14 protein-coding genes and 1 tRNA gene are annotated in these 17,628 nt (G+C 70.0%); 7 read left to right on the top strand and 8 right to left on the bottom strand.

Annotation, left to right across the window (positions count from 1 at the left end; genetic code table 11):
• Positions 1–84: 84 nt before the first annotated feature.
• Positions 85–1,584 carry a CoA-acylating methylmalonate-semialdehyde dehydrogenase gene (locus tag ACMV_RS09190; RefSeq protein ID WP_013640219.1) on the top strand — a complete coding sequence of 500 codons (1,500 nt, stop codon included), beginning with the start codon at positions 85–87 and terminating at the stop codon, positions 1,582–1,584.
• 112 nt (positions 1,585–1,696) lie between these two features.
• Here the strand turns inward: ACMV_RS09190 and thpR are convergent, their stop codons facing one another.
• Together thpR and argC are read right to left on the bottom strand one after the other, a co-directional pair.
• Positions 1,697–2,245, bottom strand: a complete 549-nt coding sequence (thpR, locus tag ACMV_RS09185) for an RNA 2',3'-cyclic phosphodiesterase (RefSeq protein WP_011942491.1) — start codon at positions 2,243–2,245, stop codon at positions 1,697–1,699.
• Positions 2,246–2,300: 55 nt separating this feature from the next.
• Positions 2,301–3,251 (bottom strand): N-acetyl-gamma-glutamyl-phosphate reductase, encoded by a 951-nt coding sequence (gene argC / locus ACMV_RS09180; protein ID WP_011942490.1) that lies wholly within the window; start codon positions 3,249–3,251, stop codon positions 2,301–2,303.
• Between the two features lie 83 nt (positions 3,252–3,334).
• On the opposite strand from argC, the gene secB reads away from it, so the two are divergent.
• The 4 genes from secB (at position 3,335) to ACMV_RS09160 (ending at position 7,888) form a co-directional block, all read left to right on the top strand.
• Positions 3,335–3,835 carry a protein-export chaperone SecB gene (gene secB / locus ACMV_RS09175; protein WP_013640218.1) on the top strand — a complete coding sequence of 167 codons (501 nt, stop codon included), beginning with the start codon at positions 3,335–3,337 and terminating at the stop codon, positions 3,833–3,835.
• 62 nt (positions 3,836–3,897) lie between these two features.
• Positions 3,898–5,301, top strand: coding sequence for a threonine synthase (gene thrC / locus ACMV_RS09170; RefSeq protein ID WP_013640217.1), 1,404 nt, complete (start codon positions 3,898–3,900; stop codon positions 5,299–5,301).
• Positions 5,298–6,563, top strand: a complete 1,266-nt coding sequence (locus ACMV_RS09165; protein WP_041664835.1) for a M16 family metallopeptidase — start codon at positions 5,298–5,300, stop codon at positions 6,561–6,563. The genes thrC and ACMV_RS09165 overlap by 4 nt, the downstream gene beginning before the upstream one ends.
• Positions 6,560–7,888 (top strand): TldD/PmbA family protein, encoded by a 1,329-nt coding sequence (locus tag ACMV_RS09160; protein ID WP_013640215.1) that lies wholly within the window; start codon positions 6,560–6,562, stop codon positions 7,886–7,888. The genes ACMV_RS09165 and ACMV_RS09160 overlap by 4 nt, the downstream gene beginning before the upstream one ends.
• Before the next feature lie 92 nt (positions 7,889–7,980).
• Here ACMV_RS09160 and ACMV_RS09155 read toward each other — a convergent pair whose 3' ends face one another.
• From ACMV_RS09155 to ACMV_RS09135, 5 genes are all read right to left on the bottom strand, one after another.
• Positions 7,981–8,811: an SPFH domain-containing protein gene (locus ACMV_RS09155; protein WP_013640214.1), complete on the bottom strand. Its 831-nt coding sequence runs from the start codon at positions 8,809–8,811 to the stop codon at positions 7,981–7,983.
• Between the two features lie 72 nt (positions 8,812–8,883).
• Positions 8,884–11,559 carry a valine--tRNA ligase gene (locus tag ACMV_RS09150; RefSeq protein WP_013640213.1) on the bottom strand — a complete coding sequence of 892 codons (2,676 nt, stop codon included), beginning with the start codon at positions 11,557–11,559 and terminating at the stop codon, positions 8,884–8,886.
• A gap of 158 nt (positions 11,560–11,717) precedes the next feature.
• The gene (locus ACMV_RS09145) at positions 11,718–12,275 is read right to left on the bottom strand and encodes a DUF2497 domain-containing protein (protein WP_011942484.1); all 558 of its coding nucleotides are present in this window, start codon (positions 12,273–12,275) and stop codon (positions 11,718–11,720) included.
• Entirely contained in the window at positions 12,272–13,750 is a 1,479-nt protein-coding gene (locus tag ACMV_RS09140; RefSeq protein WP_013640212.1) for a TolC family outer membrane protein, read from the bottom strand. The genes ACMV_RS09145 and ACMV_RS09140 overlap by 4 nt, the downstream gene beginning before the upstream one ends.
• A gap of 112 nt (positions 13,751–13,862) precedes the next feature.
• Positions 13,863–14,525 carry a protein-L-isoaspartate O-methyltransferase family protein gene (locus tag ACMV_RS09135; RefSeq protein WP_013640211.1) on the bottom strand — a complete coding sequence of 221 codons (663 nt, stop codon included), beginning with the start codon at positions 14,523–14,525 and terminating at the stop codon, positions 13,863–13,865.
• A gap of 126 nt (positions 14,526–14,651) precedes the next feature.
• Here ACMV_RS09135 and ACMV_RS09130 point away from each other — a divergent pair.
• Together ACMV_RS09130 and ACMV_RS09125 are read left to right on the top strand one after the other, a co-directional pair.
• Positions 14,652–14,725 (top strand) — tRNA-Cys (locus ACMV_RS09130).
• A 160-nt stretch (positions 14,726–14,885) separates the two neighbouring features.
• A complete protein-coding gene (locus tag ACMV_RS09125) occupies positions 14,886–16,781 on the top strand; it encodes an AMP-binding protein (protein WP_013640210.1) in 1,896 nt (631 codons plus the stop codon).
• An 85-nt stretch (positions 16,782–16,866) separates the two neighbouring features.
• Here the strand turns inward: ACMV_RS09125 and gloB are convergent, their stop codons facing one another.
• Positions 16,867–17,598 carry a hydroxyacylglutathione hydrolase gene (gene gloB / locus ACMV_RS09120; protein WP_013640209.1) on the bottom strand — a complete coding sequence of 244 codons (732 nt, stop codon included), beginning with the start codon at positions 17,596–17,598 and terminating at the stop codon, positions 16,867–16,869.
• Positions 17,599–17,628: the final 30 nt, after the last annotated feature.

The raw sequence follows: 17,628 nt of genomic DNA, 5'->3' as shown, positions 1-17,628 counted from the left end.
ATACCGCAATTCTGCGCGTTGATATGCGGAATTCAAAGCGCGAAAAACGGTGCCGCCATCCCATCAGACGGAGGAGGAATTTCCATGCCGACCGAGATCCAGCATTTCATCGAGGGCCGCCTCGTGCCGGGCCAGAGCGGCCGCACCGCGCCGGTCTACAACCCTGCCACCGGCGAGGTCGCCGCCCAGGTTCCGCTCGCCTCCGAAGCCGAGATCGCGGCGGCGATCGCCTCCGCCCACAAGGCCTTTCCCGGCTGGGCCGAAACCACGCCGCTGCGGCGCGCGCGCATCCTCAACCGCTTCCTGCACATCCTCGAAGAGCGGATCGACGATCTCGCCGCGGTGATCTCCGCCGAGCACGGCAAGGTGATCTCGGATGCGAAGGGCGAGGTGCAGCGCGGCATCGAGGTGGTCGAGTTCGCCACCGCCGCCCCGCTGCTGCTCAAGGGCGAGGTCACCGAGAATGTCGGCACCAGGATCGACAGCCACTCCGTCCGCCAGCCGCTCGGCGTCGTCGCCGGCATCACCCCGTTCAACTTCCCGGCGATGGTGCCGATGTGGATGTTCCCCGTCGCCCTCGCCTGCGGCAACTGCTTCATCCTCAAGCCCTCCGAGCGCGACCCCTCGGCTGCCCTGCTGCTCGCGCAATGGCTGAAGGACGCCGGCCTGCCGGATGGCGTGTTCAACGTCGTCCATGGCGACAAGACGGCGGTGGACGCGCTGCTCGCCCATCCCGACATTTCCGCCGTCAGCTTCGTCGGCTCGACGCCGATCGCCCGCTACATCTATGAAACCGCCGCCCGCCACGGCAAGCGCGCCCAGGCGCTGGGCGGCGCGAAAAACCACATGATCATCATGCCCGACGCCGACATGGACCAGGCGGTCGATGCGCTGATGGGTGCCGCCTATGGCTCCGCCGGCGAGCGCTGCATGGCGATCTCGGTCGCCGTCCCGGTCGGTGAGGCGACCGCCAACGCGCTGGTCGAGCGCCTCGCCCCCCGCGTGCGCGACCTGCGCATCGGCCCGGGCACCGACCCCGAGGCCGAGATGGGCCCGCTCGTCACCCGCCAGCATCTCGACAAGGTGCGCGGTTATATCGACGAGGGCATCGCCGCCGGCGCCGAGCTGGTCGTCGATGGCCGCGATTTCCGCCGCCAGGGCTACGAGAACGGCTTCTTCATCGGCGGCACGCTGTTCGACCGCGTCACCCCGGAGATGAAGATCTACCGTGAGGAAATCTTCGGCCCCGTGCTCTCGGTGGTCCGCGCCGGCAGCTTCGACGAGGCGGCGGGGATGATCAACGCCCATGAATTCGGCAACGGCACCTCGATCTTCACCCGCGACGGCGATTCGGCCCGCGAATTCGCCCACCGCATCCAGGTCGGCATGGTCGGCATCAACGTGCCCATTCCGGTGCCGATGGCGTTCCACTCCTTCGGCGGCTGGAAGGCCTCGCTGTTCGGCGACCACCACATGCACGGGCCGGAAGGCGTGCGCTTCTACACCAAGCTCAAGACGATCACGACCCGCTGGCCCACCGGCATCCGCGCCGGCGCCGAATTCGTGATGCCGACGATGAAGTAATGCAGGCTCCCGCCTGACGAAGTGGCGCCGCTCCCGGCGTGAGTCAGAACGGCCCGGATCACCGATCCGGGCCGTTTTCATTGCGGCCATCCCGATCCTCGTCAGCCCCCGCTCAGGGCGCGGGGGCCGCGCCGAGTTCGTATTCGACCTCCGCCGTATAGGCCGGATGGTCGTCGCTCAGGTGCGAGCTGAACAGCGTCATGTGCCCCACCTCGATCGGCGGCGAGCGGTAGAGATTGTGGCTCTGCACGAATTCGGCGAAGCGCGGTCCCACCGGCAGATCCATCCGTGCCAGCGTCACGTGCGGCGCGTAGCGGCGGCGTTCCGGCGGCAGGCCGATCCGCCGCAGCGCGGTCTCGATCTTCGATTGCAGGTGCAGCAGCGCCGGATTGCGGTCCACCCCGATCCACAGCGAGGTCACCCGGCCGCCCTTCTCGAACCAGCCCGCACCGGCCAGGGTAAGCGGAAACCCCGGCGCGCGGATCGCGGCGAGCGCGTGATCGATCTCCTCGGCCTGGAGCCGGCTGGCCTCGCCGATGAAGCGCAGCGTCACGTGCATGTTCTGCGCCGGCACCCAGCGCGCACCTTGCAGGTTGAAGGCGAAGCCCGCCAGGGTCTGCCGGATCTCCCAGGGCAGATCGAGGGCGATGAAAAGTCGCATCGGTTTGCCCTCCTCTCGGCGCTCATCGTGGGCGGCGCCGTGCGGCGGGTCAAGATCAGGCGTGCGCCGCGGCGCGGACCTCCCGGTTCGCGTTCAGCCCGAGCATCAGTCCGATATTCTGCACCGCCGCGCCCGAGGCGCCCTTGCCCAGGTTGTCGAGCCTTGCCACCAGCACCGCCTGGCTTTCGGCCTCGTTTTCGAACACGAACAGCTCCATCAGGTCCGAACCTTCGGCCGCCGCCGCCTCCAGCCGCTGCTCGCAGGGCGTCTTGCGGACCACCACCTGCCCGCCGCCGTCATACCGGTCCATCAGCGCCGAGCCGATCTCGCGCGCGGTCGGCCGGCCGGGCAGGGTGTCGAGATGCAGCGGAATCGAGACCAGCATGCCCTGGCGGAAATGCCCGACCGAAGGGACGAAGATCGGCCGCCGCGCCAGCCCGGCATGGGCGACGATCTCCGGCAGGTGCTTGTGGTTGAGCGACAGCGCGTAGAGCTCGAAGGGCGGGCCGCCGGCGCTCTCGTGATCGGCGATCATCGCCTTGCCGCCCCCCGAATATCCCGACACCGCGTTGATCGCGACCGGATGATCCTCCGGCAGCAATCCGGCATCGACCAGCGGCCGCAGCAGGGCGATGGCGCCGGTGGCGTAGCAGCCCGGATTGGCGACGCGCGGCGCCGCGGCGATGGCGGCCGCCTGTCCCGGCGCCAGTTCGGCGAACCCGTAGGTCCAGCCGGGCGCGGTCCGGTGCGCCGTGCTGGCGTCCAGCAGGCGCGGGGCGGCGCTGCCCATTCCCTCCACCATGGCGGCGGCCTCGCGCGCGGCCGCATCCGGCAGGCAGAGCACCACGAGGTCCACGGATTCCATCATCGCGCGGCGCGCGGAAGGGTCCTTGCGCATCGCCGGGTCGAGGCTGCGCAACGCCACGCCGGGCATCCGCCGCAGCCGCTCCACTATCTGCAGGCCGGTCGTTCCGGCCTCGCCGTCGATGAACACGCTCCTGGTCATGGCGCAAGCTCCTTGTCGCGTCATGCTGGCACCAAACGCGCCCCTGTGCTAGGCGGGCCATCAGTCAAATGGAGCCACCACCAATGTCCGAAACGCAGATCGCGCCGCTCACGCTCAACATCCAGTACACGAAGGACCTGTCCTTCGAGGTTCCCGGTGCGCCGGCGATCTATACGCTCCTCCGCCAGGCTCCGACCGTGAACATCAACCTCGACGTTCAGGTCCAGCGCCTGCAGGACGACGCCCATGTCTACGAGGTGACGCTGACCACCCGCGCGGAAGCGACCCATCCGGCACCGGCCGAAAGCGGCAACGGCGCTGAGGGCGGCAAGGACCTCACCGTGTTCATCGCCGACCTGTCCTATGCCGGCGTGTTCACCCTGACCGGCATTCCGGACAACCAGATCGAGCCCGTGCTGCTCGTCGAATGCCCGCGCCTGCTGTTCCCCTTCGCCCGCAACATCCTCGCCGATGTCACCCGCGATGGCGGCTTCCCGCCGGTGATGCTCGGCCCGGTGGATTTCGTCGGCCTCTGGCAGGCCCGCCGCGCCCAGGGCGACGGCGAGACGATCGCCAACGCCTGATCCGCAGCGGCGCCGCCGCGCGCGGCGCCGCACGCTGACGCCTTTCCAGGAACGACCTGCCGATGCGCTACGTCTCCACCCGCGGTGCGGCCCCGTCCCGTGAATTCGACGATGTCCTGCTGGCCGGGCTGGCCGAGGATGGCGGGCTGTTCGTGCCCGAGACCTGGCCGGTCTTCTCCCCGGCGGAATGGCGCGCGCTGCGCGGCCTGCCCTATGCCGAGCTCGCCGCCCGCGTCATGGCCCCGTTCATGACCGGCGGCGCCATCGGCTTCGACGATCTGCAAGCCATCACCCGCGCCTCCTATCGCGGGTTCGACCATGCGGCGGTCGTCCCGCTGGTCCAGCTCGAACCCTCGCTCTTCGTGCTGGAACTGTTCCACGGCCCGACCCTCGCCTTCAAGGATCTCGCCCTCCAGGTCGCCGGCCGCCTGTTCGACCATGTCCTGTCCGCCCGCGACGAGCGGGTGACGATCGTGGGCGCCACCTCGGGCGATACCGGCTCCGCCGCGATCGAGGCCTGCCGCGACCGCCTGCGGGTCGACATCGCCATCCTCCACCCCGAAGGCCGCACCTCCGAGGTCCAGCGCCGGCAGATGACCACGGTCAAGGCCCGCAACGTCCTCAACATCGCCCTCTCCGGCACGTTCGACGACTGCCAGGACCTGGTGAAGGCGATGTTCGCCGATGCGCCCTTCCGCACCGAGCTGCGCCTGTCGGCGGTGAATTCGATCAACTGGGCGCGCATCGCCGGCCAGATCCCCTATTTCGCCGCCGCCGCCCTCGCCCTCGGCGCGCCGGACCGCCCGGTCGCCGTCGCGGTGCCGACCGGCAATTTCGGCAACATCCTCGCCGCCTGGGCGGCGCGGCAGATGGGCCTGCCGATCGAGCGCTTCATCGTCGGCAGCAACGCGAACGACATCCTCGCCCGCTTCCTCGCCGCCAACGACATGCGCACCGCCGGCGTGGTCGAAACCGTCTCCCCCTCGATGGACATCCAGGTCAGCTCGAATTTCGAGCGCCTCCTGTTCGAGGCGCTGGGCAGGGATGCGCCGGAGACCGCCCGCACCATGGTCGATTTCCGCGCCAGCGGGACGATGAAGGTCTCCCGCGAGGTCTGGCAGTCGGTCCGGCGGGATTTCGCCGGCCTCGCCCTCGACGATGCGGCGACCCTCGCCGAAATCGCCCGGATCCGCGCCGAAACCGGCTACATCGCCGACCCGCACACCGCGATCGGCATCGCCGCCGCCCGCGCCGCCGCCCCGGTCGGCGTGCCGGTCATCGCCGCGGCGACGGCGCACCCCGCCAAGTTCCCCGAGGCAATGCATCGCGCGATCGGCATCCGCCCGGGGCTGCCGCCGCGTCTCGACGACCTATATGACCGTCAGGAACATTTCGTACGCGCGGGCAACAGCCTCGACGAGGTCGAGACCCTGGTCCGCCATTTCGCGCACAGGAACGATGCATGAGTGATACAGTGCAGGTGACGAAACTCGACTCCGGCCTGACCATCCTGACCGAACGGATGGACCGGGTGGAGACCGTCTCCTTCGGCGCCTATGCCGGCGTCGGCACCCGCCACGAGACGGCGGCGGAAAACGGCGTCTCGCATTTCCTCGAACACATGGCCTTCAAGGGCACCGAGCGCCGGAGTGCCGCCGCCATCGCCGAGGCGATCGAGGATGTCGGCGGCCACATCAACGCCTACACCTCGCGCGAGCAGACCGCCTATTACGTGAAGCTGCTGAAGGAGGATCTCTCCCTCGGCATCGACATCATCGGCGACATCCTCTGCCATTCCACCTTCGATCCGGCGGAATTCGAGCGCGAGCGCGGCGTCATCCTGCAAGAGATCGGCCAAGCGAACGACACGCCGGACGATATCGTGTTCGACCATTTCCAGCTCGCCGCCTATCCCGACCAGCCGATGGGCTGGCCCACCCTCGGCACCGAGGAGATCATCCGCGCCATCGGGCCGGACGCGCTGCGCCGCTACATGAAGGCGCACTACACGCCGGAGAACCTCGTCATCGCCGCCTCCGGCAATCTTGAACACGCGCGCGTGGTCGATCTCGTGGCGAAGCACTTCGCCGACCTGCCGGCCGCCACCCGCGCCGAGCCGCTGCCGGCCGATTACGCCGGCGGCGAATACCGCGAGCTGCGCGATCTCGACCAGGCGCATCTCGTCCTCGGCTTCCCCGCCGTCGGCTACGCCGATCCCGATTTCCACGCCGCGATGCTGCTCTCCACTTTGCTCGGCGGCGGCATGTCCTCGCGCCTGTTCCAGGAAATCCGCGAGAAGCGCGGCCTCGTCTACTCGATCTACAGCTTCGCCCTGCCGGCGCGCGATGCCGGGCTGTTCGGCATCTATGCCGGCACCGGCGAGGCCGAGGCGGCCGAACTCGTCCCCGTCACCCTCGGCGAGCTGGCCAAGGTTCGCCAGAGCGTCTCCGAGGCCGAACTCCGCCGCGCCCGCGCCCAGGTCAAGGCCGGTCTGCTGATGTCGCTGGAAAGCACCGGCAGCCGCTGCGAGCAGATCGCCCGCCAGTGGCAGATCTTCGGCCGCATCGTGCCGACCGCCGAAACCGTCGCGAAGATCGACGCCGTGACGGTGGACGACATCACCAGCGTCGCCACCCGCATCTTCCGCGCCAAGCCCACCCTTGCCGCGATCGGCCCGGTCGGCCGCGTGCCGCAGATGCCGAAAATCATCGAGAGGCTGGCGGCGTGAACCGGCTCGACCTGCTCGAAGCCCTGCTCGACGCCGCGAAGCGCGCCGGCGCGGATTCCGCCGATGCGCTGATGGGCTCCGGCACCTCGCTCTCCGTCGGCCGCCGCCTCGGCAAGGTCGAGGAGATCGAGCGCGCCGAAAGCGACACGGTCGGCCTGCGCGTCTTCGTGGGAAGCCGCAGCGCCATCGTCTCCTCCGGCGCGATCGACCCCGCAGGCTTCTCCCGCCTCGCCGAACAGGCGGTGGCGATGGCCCGCGTCGTCCCCGAGGATCGCTTCTCCACCATCCCCGACGCGCCGCCGCCGCCCGATTCCGCCCCGCTCGACATGGACGATCCGGCCGAACCCGGCGTCGAGGCGCTGCTCGCCCGCGCCGCCGCGGCGGAAGAGGCGGCCCTCGCGGTCAAGGGCATCACCAATTCCGAGGGCGCCGGCGCCTCCTGGTCGCGCAGCCACATCGCGCTGGCCACCTCGCGCGGCTTCGCCGGCGCCTATTCCCGCTCCAACCACGGCGTCTCCGTCTCGCCCATCGCCGGCGAAGGGGTGGGGATGCAGCGCGACTATGAATATTCCGCCGCCGTCCACGGCGCCGACCTTGCTGACCCCGCCGGCCTCGGCCGCGCCGCCGCCGAGCGCGCGGTCAGCCGGCTCGACCCGCGCCGCCCGGCCACCACGAAACTGCCGGTGGTCTACCACCCCCGCGTCGCCGGCTCGCTGCTCGGCCATTTCGCCGGCGCCATCAACGGCGCCGCCATCGCCCGCGGCACCAGCTTCCTCAAGGATGCGATGGGCCAGGCGATCTTCGCCCCCGGCATCTCCATCATCGACGATCCGCTGCGCCGCCGCGGCCTGCGCTCGCGCAGCTTCGACGGCGAGGGCCAGACCGTCTCCCGCCGCGCCCTGATCGAGGATGGCCGGCTGACCACCTGGCTGCTCGACTCCCGCAGCGCCGCCCAGCTCGGCCTCGCCACCACCGGACACGCCGCCCGCGGCACCTCCGGCCCGCCATCCCCGGCGCCGAGCAATCTCTACATGCAGCCCGGCGCGCTCTCGCCCGAGGCGCTGATCGCCGATATCGGCCTCGGCCTCTATGTCATCGAGCTGATCGGCATGGGCGTGAACGGCATCACCGGCGATTATTCGCGCGGCGCCGCCGGCTTCATGATCCGCGACGGCCAGCTCGCCGAGCCGGTCGCCGAGGTCACCGTCGCCGGCAATCTGCGCGAGATGTTCCTCCACCTCACCCCGGCGAACGACCTCGAATTCCGCCGCGGCACCGACGCGCCGACGCTGCGGATCGAGGGCATGACGATGGCCGGAGCCTGAGCCGGGAGGCTCAGGACGGCCGGAGCCTGAGCCGGGACGCTCAGGACGGCCGGAGCCTGAGCCGAGGGCTCAGGACGGCAGGCGCCTGAGGCTCAGCCCTCCGGCGTCAGCCCCTTCAGCACCGCGCTCATCGCCCCGGCCAGTTCGGTCGGCAGCAGGATCGTCGCCCCCCGGTCCTTGTTCATCTCGTAAACCAGGTTCATCTGCCGGATCTTCAGCGCCATCGGGTTGGCGGCATACACCTCCCCGGCATGGACGATCTGCTCGGCGATCGCCACTTCCGAACTCGCCAGCGTCACCCGCGCCTGCTTCTCCTTCTCCGCCTGCGCGTTGCGGCTCATCGCGTCGTTCAGCTCGGCCGGAATCCGCACGTCGCGGATCTCCACCGCGATCCCGCCGATCCCCCAATCCTGCGACTTCGCGGCGATCGCGGCGCGGATCTTCGCATCCATCGCCTCGCGATTGCCGAGAATCTCGCCCAACCCCATCCCGCTGATGATCTCGCGCAGCGAGGTCTGCGCCACCTGGCCGATCATCGCGCGATAATCGGTCAGCTCGGTTGCCACCCGCCGCACATCCTCCACCTTCCAGAACAGCACCGAATCCACCGCGACCGAAACGCCATCCAGCGTCAGCGTGTTCTCCGCGCTGATGATCGTGCTCTGCTTGCGGGTATCGACCAGCACATAGACCGTCTCGATGACCGGGATGATGAAGAACACGCCCGGCCCGCGAATGCCGGCGAAGCGGCCGAGCCGCAGCACCACGGCGCGCTCCCATTCGTTCGCCGTCCTGAGCGTCAGCCCGCAGGCGATGCCGAGCAGCGCCACCACGGCGCCGGGAAAGGCGAGGCGCAGCGGCACGGCGATGAGAACGCCAAGCACGATCAGGATCACGGCGATGGTCGCGGCGGAACGGTTCATCCGGCGTCTCCCTGCGCCGCCCCGCCACCGCCCGGCGCGGTGGCCGTCACGCGGCCGAAACTGCTCCGCCGATCATGCGATGCGGGCGAGGGCGGCGTCCAGCCTCGCCATCTCCGCCTCGGCCGCTTCCAGCCGCTCGCGGTTCTCGGCGATCACCTCTTCCGGCGCGCGGCGGACGAAATCCTCGTTGCCGAGCTTGCCGCGCAGCTTGCCGGCCTCGGCCTCGGCCTTGGCCCGCGTCGTCGCCAGCCGCTTGCGCTCGGCGGCGAGGTCGATGATGCCGGCGAGCGGCAGCACCAGCGTCGCCTCGTCGAGAATCGCCTGCGCCGCGCCCTGCGGCATCTCGCCCTCCAGCGGGGCGAGGGTCGCCACCCGGGCGAGCCGGCCGATCTCCTCGCGCCAGCGTGCCGCCCGCGCCAGGGTTTCCGGCGCCGCGTCGCGGATCAGCAGGTCGATCCGCGTTGCCGCCGGCACGTTCATCTCGCTGCGCACGGCGCGGATTTCCGAAATCGCGCGGATCGCCCACGACACCTCGTCGCGCGCCGCGGCCGCCTCGCGCACCGCCTCCGGCACCGGCCAGGCGGCGCGGATCAGCGAGCCCGGCGCGCCATAGCCGAACTCGTCCCACAGCGCCTCGGTGACGAACGGGATCACCGGATGCAGCAGCCGCAGCAGCAGGCCCAGCACATGCGCCGCCACCGCCCGCAGCTCGCGCGCGGCGTCGTCCTCGCCGGCCAGCCCCGGCTTCGCCAGCTCGAGGAACCAGTCGCAGAAATCGCCCCAGGTGAAGCGGTAGCAGGCCTGCGCATAATCGGCGAGGCGGAACCCCTCCAGCGCCTCGGTCGCCTCCAGCACGGCGCGGTTCGCCGCATCAAGGATCCAGCGCGAGAGCGGCAGCGCCGCCGTCTCCGGCCGGAACGCCGGGTCGGGCCGGCACTGGTTCATCTCGCAGAACCGTGCCGCGTTCCACAGCTTGGTGACGAAGCTGCGATTGGCCTCGACCATGTTCGGCCCGAGCTTGATGTTCCGCCCGGCGCCGCTCTGCGCGATCACCGTATAGCGCAGCGCGTCCGCCCCGAACTGGTCGATCAGCGCCAGCGGATCGATCACGTTGCCCTTGGTCTTGCTCATCTTCTGGCCGCGCTCGTCGCGCACCAGCCCGTTGATCATGACGGTGCGGAATGGCACGTCGCCCATCGCATACATCCCCATCATGATCATCCGGGCCACCCAGAAGAAGATGATGTCGAACCCGGTCACCAGCACGTCGCCCGGATAGTAGCGGTCCAGCTCCGGCGTGTTCTCCGGCCAGCCGAGGGTGGAGAACGGCCAGAGGGCGGAGGAAAACCAGGTGTCGAGCACGTCGTCGTCCTGCCGCAGCGCGACGGCATGGCCGAAATGCTCCGCCGCCTCCGCAAGGGCCGCCTCCTCCGTCTCGGCGACGAACACGGTCCCGTCCGGCGCGTACCAGGCGGGAATCCGGTGCCCCCACCAGAGCTGGCGCGAGATGCACCAGGGCTCGATGTTGCGCATCCAGGCGAAATACGTGTTTTCCCACGATTTCGGCACGAACTGCACGCGCCCGTCCTCCACCGCCTCGATCGCCGGCCCCGCCAGCACTTCGGCGTTGCAGAACCACTGCTCGGTCAGCAGCGGTTCGATCACCGCGTTCGAGCGGTCGGCATGCGGCACCGCGTGCACATGCGGCTCGATCTTTTCCAGCGCGCCGATGTCTTCCAGATGCGCCACGATCCGCCGCCGCGCCTCGAACCGGTCGAGCCCGTCGAGACTGTCGAGAAATGCCGCATCCGGCGGCGCGCTCTCCGCGCGGATCTCGGCCAGGGTGATCCGCGCCTCGCGGTCCAGCACCGAGGGCATCGCCAGCCCATGCCGCTGGCCGACGCCGAAATCGTTGAAATCATGCGCCGGGGTGATCTTCACCGCGCCCGATCCCTTTTCCGGGTCGGAATGCTCGTCGGCGACGATCGGAATCCGCCGCCCGGTGATCGGCAGGATCACGGTGCGGCCGACCAGGTCGGCATAGCGCTCGTCGGTCGGGTGCACCGCCACGGCGGTATCGCCGAGCATCGTCTCCGGCCGCGTCGTCGCCACCGTGATGGTCCGCTCCGTGCCCTCGACCGGGTAGCGCAGGTGCCAGAGATTCCCCTTCACCTCGCGCATCTCGACCTCGAGGTCGGAAATCGCCGAGCGGAACACCGGGTCCCAGTTCACCAGCCGCTTGGCGCGGTAGATCAGCCCGTCATTGAACAGCCGGACGAAGATGGTCCGCACCGCCTTCGACAGGCCCTCGTCCATGGTGAAGCGCTCGCGCGACCAGTCCGGAGAGGCGCCGAGCCGGCGCAGCTGGCGGGTGATGTTGCCGCCCTGCTCGGCCTTCCAGGTCCACACCCGGTCGAGAAAGGCGTCACGGCCGATCTCCTGGCGCGACGTTCCCTCGCGCTGGAGTTCCCGCTCCACCATCAGCTGGGTGGCGATGCCGGCATGGTCGGTCCCCGGCTGCCACAGCGCGTCCCGCCCGTTCATCCGGTGATGGCGGATCAGCACGTCCTGCAGCGTCATCGTCAGCGCATGGCCGACATGCAGGCTCCCCGTCACGTTGGGCGGGGGGATCATGATGGTGAAGGGCGTCGCCGCGCGCGACGGGTCGGCGGCAAAGGCGCCCGCCTGTTCCCAGAGACCGTAGAGCCGCGACTCGAACGCGGCCGGATCGAAATTCTTGTCCAGCATGAAGCCTCTATGCGCGAAACCCGGGAGAGACGGAAGGCCGCGGCCTGATGTCCCGTATCTGAAATCCGACGGATTTCAGATTCACGGCGGACACTGGAAAAATCAATATTTCAGCGCGCAGCCCCTGGAATCCACCCGCGAAGTTCAGGAGCGGCGGCCTAGCGGCCCTCCTCGCCGATCAGCCGCTCGATCTCGGCGCGGACGATCCGCTCCACGAGATTGGGCAGATGGGCGTCGAGCCAGGCCTTCAGCAGCGGGCGCACTTCCGAGCGGACGACGTCCTCGATCGTGAGGTCGCCGCGGCCGAGCGAAAGTCCCCGATCCGCCGAAACCGTGCGGCGCAGCGAGTCGATATGGCTCGCGGCGCGCTCCGCGGCCTCGGCGCTGACCAGGCGTTCCGGATTCTGCAGCGACATCGCGGCGGCATCGACCGTCTGTCCGGTGGCCATGCCCGGCGGCGTCGCCGGCGACAGCGCCGGCGCCGAGGCGACGGCGCCCGGCTGCTCGAACTCGGCCGCGCCGCCGGCCTTCCCCGGGCCGCGCCCCTCGGCCACGATCATCGACGGATCGAGGTCGAGCACGGGTTTCCCCGCCTCCTCGGGCACGTCCGGCGCCGGCATGGCGACGGCATCGTCATCTTTCAGGATGCGGCGGATGGAGGAAAGGATTTCGTCCATCGAGGGTTCGGCCGCGGGGTCCGTTGGCGTTCCGCTCATGGGTGTGTGTCCTCGGGCTGGATATGCAGTTCGGTCGGGCCGCTTGGCGCCATTTTGGGCCGGGCGAGAAGGGTGCCGTCCGGGGCGATGCCGGCGTCGCGGAACGCGACGTCGCCATTGCCGAACAGGGCGTCCTTCACGGTGTCGTAGTATTTGAGGTCGTCGTAATGCGTCACCGGCAAGGCGAGATCGGTCGCCGTCAGCCGGCCGATCGCGGCGGCGATCGCATAGGACTGCTCGACCTCGTTGGCGATGTTCTGGATCTGCGTGGTCTGCGCGTTGAACAGGAGCTGCTGCGCGTTCAGCACGTCGAGCGTGTCGCGCGTGCCGACGATTTCCTGCCGCTCGGTGCCGTCGAGCGCGATCGCGTCGGCCTTGATCTGCGCGCGGGTGCTGACGATCGCCGCCTTCGAGGCCTTCAGCCCCTCCCATGCCTGGGTCGCCTGCTGCACCGCCGTCCGCTGGGCGTCGATCACCGCCGAATAGGCATACTGCACATTGTCCCGCGCCTGCCGGATCGCGGCATATTCCTTGCCGCCCTGGTAGAGCGGGATGGTCAGGTTGGCGAGGATCTGCCCGCCGGTGGAGCGCGAATGCGGCCCGCCGGGGTTCGACTCGTCGAAGGCCGAGGCCGAGAGGGAGAGCTGCGGCCCGAGCCCGGCCACCGCGGCATCGACCGAATCCTTCTTCGACGCCATGGTGAACAGCGCCGCCACCACGTCGGGATTGTTGCGCAGCGCGGCATGGGCGAGGGGGGTCTTGCCCCGCACCGGCAGTTCGAGCGGCTGCGGCGGCACCAGTGTCCGCGCCGGATAGGAGCCGACAAGCTGGCGGAAGCTCTCGTCGGCGATATGCAGGTTGCCCTTCGCCACCGCGACCTGTTCCTGCGCCCCGGCGAGCGAGGCCTCGGCCTGCGCCACCGAGGTTTCGGTGATCTCGCCGACATTGAACTGGTCCTTCACCGCGCGCAGCTGCTGGGCGAGGACGTTCTCGTTGTTGATGTCGAGATCGAGCAGGTGACGGTCGGTGATGACGGTCACATAGGCATTGACCACCTTGGCGAAGACGGTCTGCTCGGTCGCCAGCAGCTGCGCCCTGGCGGCGTAGACGCTGTTCTTCGCCTCATGCAGCTTGGCGGCGGTCAGCCCGCCATCGAAGATCGACTGGTTGACGGTGATCTGCCCGGTCGCGTCGTTGCGCGCCGCGGTCAGGCTGTTGCGCGTCAGGGTTGGCGGGTTGCCGACGTTGAACGCGGATTCCGTGGTCTCGTCGACACGCCCGGCCGACCCCTGGATCGTGACGGTGGGCCGCCAGCCGGAAAGCGCCGCCGGCACGTTCTCGTCGGTGGCGCGCAGCGTCGCCCGCTGTTCCTGCAGGGTCGGATTGTTCGAATAGGCTTCCGCCAGCGCCGCGGTCAGGGTCGAGGGCCTTGCGTCGCCGGCCCGCGCCGCCGGCGCCGCCAGCAGCGCCGCCATCGGCAGCGCGGCCCAGAGCGCGGCCCGCCGCCGCCATCCCGGTTTCGCTCGCAATGCCTGCAAATGCCGTGTCTCCTGAAAAGAGGACATGAAACCTATCATTTCTTTATGATCAAAAACTGAATGCCGCCTTACGCTGGAACGATGCTAACAACGGCGCGTTCCGGTCGGCAAGCGTCCGGTGCGCGAAGGCGCCGCCCACCGCCTCGGCAACCACCAGCCGGCCGATGCCGTCATCGTTCAGGATGGTGACGAGCCGGCCCCCCGGCGCCAGTTGCGCCGCGAAGGCCGCCGGCAGCATGTCCACCGCGCCCTCGATCACGATGACGTCGAACGGCGCCTGCGCCGGCGCGCCGGCCGCAAGCGGCCCGGCCACCAGCCTCACATCCGCCGCCTCCGCCGCCAGCGCTTCCGCCGCCATCGCGCGCAGCGCGTCGTCTTCCTCGAGCGCCACCACCGCCGCGCCGCCGGAGGCGAGCACCGCGGCGCCGTAGCCGGTGTTGGCCCCCACCACCAGCACCCGCGTGCCCGGATGCGTGGCGGCGGCTTGCGCCAGCCGCGCGATCGTCAGCGGCGCCGGCATGAACCGGCCATGGCCGAGCGGCAGGTCGGCATCGGAATAGGCGCGGCCCGTCTGCGCCGGCGGGCAGAACCGCTCGCGCCGGATCGTCCGCATCGCGGTGATGACCCGGTCATCCGCGATATTGTTGGGCCGGATCTGGCCGTCCACCATCAGGGTGCGGGCGTCGCGGAAATACCGTTCATTGTCCGACATCGGGGATCCTCTACGCTGGGGCCGCCCCTCTATAGGACGCGGGGCGCGATCGGGCAAAGCCATCCTCCGCCGCGGGGCTTGACCGGAACCCGGCCCGGCCCGATAAGCCGCACTCAGTCGCGCGCCGGTCCGGTGGCAGAGTGGCTATGCAGAGGACTGCAAATCCTTGGATGTGGGTTCGATTCCCGCCCGGACCTCCAGCAGCGCGCGCCTCCGCGCTGCCAGACTGCGCCAACGCGCGGTTTCGTGCTGCCGGATCTCGCCTCGCGCGAGCGACTCCTCCGCCCCGATTGCCCGCCGCCCGGCTTGCTCCTAGTCTCTCCGTAACGACCGGCCAACGGAAGCGAGGGAGCGGAAAACATGTCCAGCGAATACCAGGCGCGCTACGATTCTTGGCATCGGGCCCCCGAGGCCTACTGGGACGAGGCCGCCCGCCGGATCGACTGGATCACCCCCTATGAAAAGGTTTTTGATCCCGCCCAGGGTCCGTTCGGCCGCTGGTTTCCGGGCGGCACGCTGAACACCGCCGCCAACTGCCTCGACCGTCACATCGCCGCCGGCGCCGGCGAGCGCGTCGCCCTGATCTGGGACAGCGCGATGGAGGGCCGCATCGCCCGCTACACCTACCGCGCCCTGCGCGACCGCGTGGCGAAACTCGCCGGCGCGCTCGCCGCCCGCGGTGTCGCGAAGGGCGACCGCGTGGTGATCTACATGCCGATGGTCCCCGAAGCGGCGATCGCGATGCTGGCCTGCGCGCGGCTCGGCGCCATTCATTCCGTCGTCTTCGGCGGGTTCGCCGCCCCCGAGCTGGCCAGCCGCATCGACTCCGCCGAGCCGAAACTCGTCATCGCCGCCTCCTGCGGCCTCGAACCCGGCCGCGTCGTGCCCTACAAGCCGATCCTCGACGCTGCCCTGGAGCGCGCCGCCCACAAGCCGCGCGCCTGCCTGATCTTCCAGCGCGAGGCCCTGCGCGCCGATCTCGTCCCCGGCCGCGACGAGGATTATCTCGACGCCGAGGCCGCCGCCGTCCCGCACGATCCCGTCCCCGTCGCCGCGACCGACCCGCTCTATGTGCTCTACACCTCCGGCACCACCGGCCGGCCCAAGGGCATCGTCCGCGACAATGGCGGCCACGCCGTCGCCCTCGCCGCCACCATCCCGATGATGTACGACGTCCATCCCGGCCCCGGCAGCGCGAGCGAGGTGATGTGGACCGCCTCGGATGTCGGCTGGGTCGTCGGCCACACCTATATCGTCTATGCCCCGCTGCTCGCCGGCGTCACCACCGTGATGTACGAGGGCAAGCCCGTCGGCACGCCGGATGCCGGCGCCTTCTGGCGCGTCTGCGCCCAGCACGGGGTCAAAACCCTGTTCACCGCCCCCACAGCCCTGCGCGCGATCAAGCAGCAGGACCCCGAGGGCGCGCTCACCCGCCAGCACGATCTCTCGAAACTCGAAGCCCTGTTCCTCGCCGGCGAGCGCTGCGACCCGCCGACCGCCGAATGGATCGCCGCCCTGCTCGGCAGGCCGGTGATCGACAACTGGTGGCAGACCGAAACCGGCTGGCCGATCTCCGCCCGCTTCCGCGGCCTCGGCCTCACCGCGTTCAAGCCCGGCTCCGGCGGCCGCCCCTGTCCCGGCTACGAGGTCCGGGCGCTCAACCCCGAGGGCGGGCTGATGCCCTCCGGCGAGGTTGGCGCCCTCGCCATCCGCCTGCCGCTGCCCCCCGGCTGCGCCCCCACCCTCTGGCACGACGACGAGGGCTACCGCCGCGCCTATCTCGAAACCTTCCCCGGCTGGTATCGCACCGGCGATGCCGGCATGGTCGATGAGGATGGCGACATCTGGGTGATGGGCCGCACCGACGACATCATCAACGTCGCCGGCCACCGCCTCTCGACCGGCGCGATGGAAGAGGTTCTCGCCGCCCACCCCGATGTCGCCGAATGCGCCGTGATCGGCCGGCACGACGCGGTGAAGGGCGAGGTGCCGCTCGGCCTCGTCGTCCTCAAATCCGGCGTCGCCCGGGCGGATGCCGAAATCGCCGCCGAGCTCGTCGCCCTGGTGCGCGAGCGCATCGGCCCGGTCGCCGCGTTCAAGGACGCGCTGGTGGTCCAGCGCCTGCCCAAGACCCGCTCCGGCAAGATCCTCCGCGCCACGATGAAGCAGATGGCGAACGGCGCGCAGCCGGTCATCCCGCCGACGATCGAGGACGCCGCCGTGCTCGACCAGATCGCCCCGCTGCTCTCCCCCTGATTTTTGCCCCGGCCCGCCGCCGGGGTCAGACTCCTGCCCCGGCCCGCGGCCAGGGTCAGACTTCTGCTCCGGCCCGTCGCCAGGGTCAGAATTTATCCTTGGCGGCGCGCAGCCGGGCGAATTCCTCGGCCGAGGCGGCGCGGAGGAAGGGATTCGCCGCCAGCTCGTCGGCGAGCCGCACCGGCAGCGTCGGCGCGCCCGCCGCGCGCAGCCGCTCCACCTCCGCCGCCCGCGCCGCCAGCGCCGCGTTGTCCGGGTCGACATGGCGGGCGAACCGCGCGTTCGACAGCGTATATTCATGCCCGCACAGCATCAGCGTCTCGGGGTCGAGTGCCGCCAGCGCCTGCAGACTGGCATGGAACTGCGCCGGCGTGCCCTCGAACATCCGCCCGCAGCCGAGGCTGAACAGCGTATCGCCGCAGGCCGCCGCCGCATCGCCGAACAGGTAGGTGACATGCCCGACCGTATGCCCCGGCGTCGCGATCATCCGCACGGCCTCTCCGCCAAGATCGATCGTCTGCCCCGGCGCCAGCGCCGCATCCAGCTTCGGCAGCCGCGCCGCATCCGCCGCATTGCCGGCGATGCGCGCGCCGAACCGCGCCGCGAGGTCCACCGCCCCGGCGATGTGGTCGTCGTGATGATGCGTCAGCAGCACCCAGTCCAGCCGCCCGCCCGCCGCCTCGACGGCCTCGATCGCCGCCGCCGCGTCCGCCGGGTCGACGAAGGCGCTCGCCCCGCCATGCGCCACCAGCCAGGCGTAATTGTCAGCGAGCATCGGCACACGCGTGATCGTGAAGCCGCGATGGGAAATCGCCATGATCCGTCCTTCTCACATGCTATAGGTGGA

It is taken from the genome of Acidiphilium multivorum AIU301 (assembly GCF_000202835.1).
Lineage (GTDB): Bacteria > Pseudomonadota > Alphaproteobacteria > Acetobacterales > Acetobacteraceae > Acidiphilium > Acidiphilium multivorum.
Note: the sequence above shows the minus strand (reverse complement) of the source record. Positions and strands in the feature narration are given on the sequence as shown.

Bases quoted from the DNA above. Each gene is read 5' to 3' on its own strand.
- ACMV_RS09190 (WP_013640219.1), top strand. From the start codon at position 85: ATGCCGACCGAGATCCAGCATTTCATCGAGGGCCGCCTCGTGCCGGGC.
- thpR (WP_011942491.1), bottom strand. From the start codon at position 2,245: ATGCGACTTTTCATCGCCCTCGATCTGCCCTGGGAGATCCGGCAGACC.
- argC (WP_011942490.1), bottom strand. From the start codon at position 3,251: ATGACCAGGAGCGTGTTCATCGACGGCGAGGCCGGAACGACCGGCCTG.
- secB (WP_013640218.1), top strand. From the start codon at position 3,335: ATGTCCGAAACGCAGATCGCGCCGCTCACGCTCAACATCCAGTACACG.
- thrC (WP_013640217.1), top strand. From the start codon at position 3,898: ATGCGCTACGTCTCCACCCGCGGTGCGGCCCCGTCCCGTGAATTCGAC.
- ACMV_RS09165 (WP_041664835.1), top strand. From the start codon at position 5,298: ATGAGTGATACAGTGCAGGTGACGAAACTCGACTCCGGCCTGACCATC.
- ACMV_RS09155 (WP_013640214.1), bottom strand. From the start codon at position 8,811: ATGAACCGTTCCGCCGCGACCATCGCCGTGATCCTGATCGTGCTTGGC.
- ACMV_RS09150 (WP_013640213.1), bottom strand. From the start codon at position 11,559: ATGCTGGACAAGAATTTCGATCCGGCCGCGTTCGAGTCGCGGCTCTAC.
- ACMV_RS09145 (WP_011942484.1), bottom strand. From the start codon at position 12,275: ATGAGCGGAACGCCAACGGACCCCGCGGCCGAACCCTCGATGGACGAA.
- ACMV_RS09140 (WP_013640212.1), bottom strand. From the start codon at position 13,750: ATGGCGGCGCTGCTGGCGGCGCCGGCGGCGCGGGCCGGCGACGCAAGG.
- ACMV_RS09135 (WP_013640211.1), bottom strand. From the start codon at position 14,525: ATGTCGGACAATGAACGGTATTTCCGCGACGCCCGCACCCTGATGGTG.
- ACMV_RS09125 (WP_013640210.1), top strand. From the start codon at position 14,886: ATGTCCAGCGAATACCAGGCGCGCTACGATTCTTGGCATCGGGCCCCC.
- gloB (WP_013640209.1), bottom strand. From the start codon at position 17,598: ATGGCGATTTCCCATCGCGGCTTCACGATCACGCGTGTGCCGATGCTC.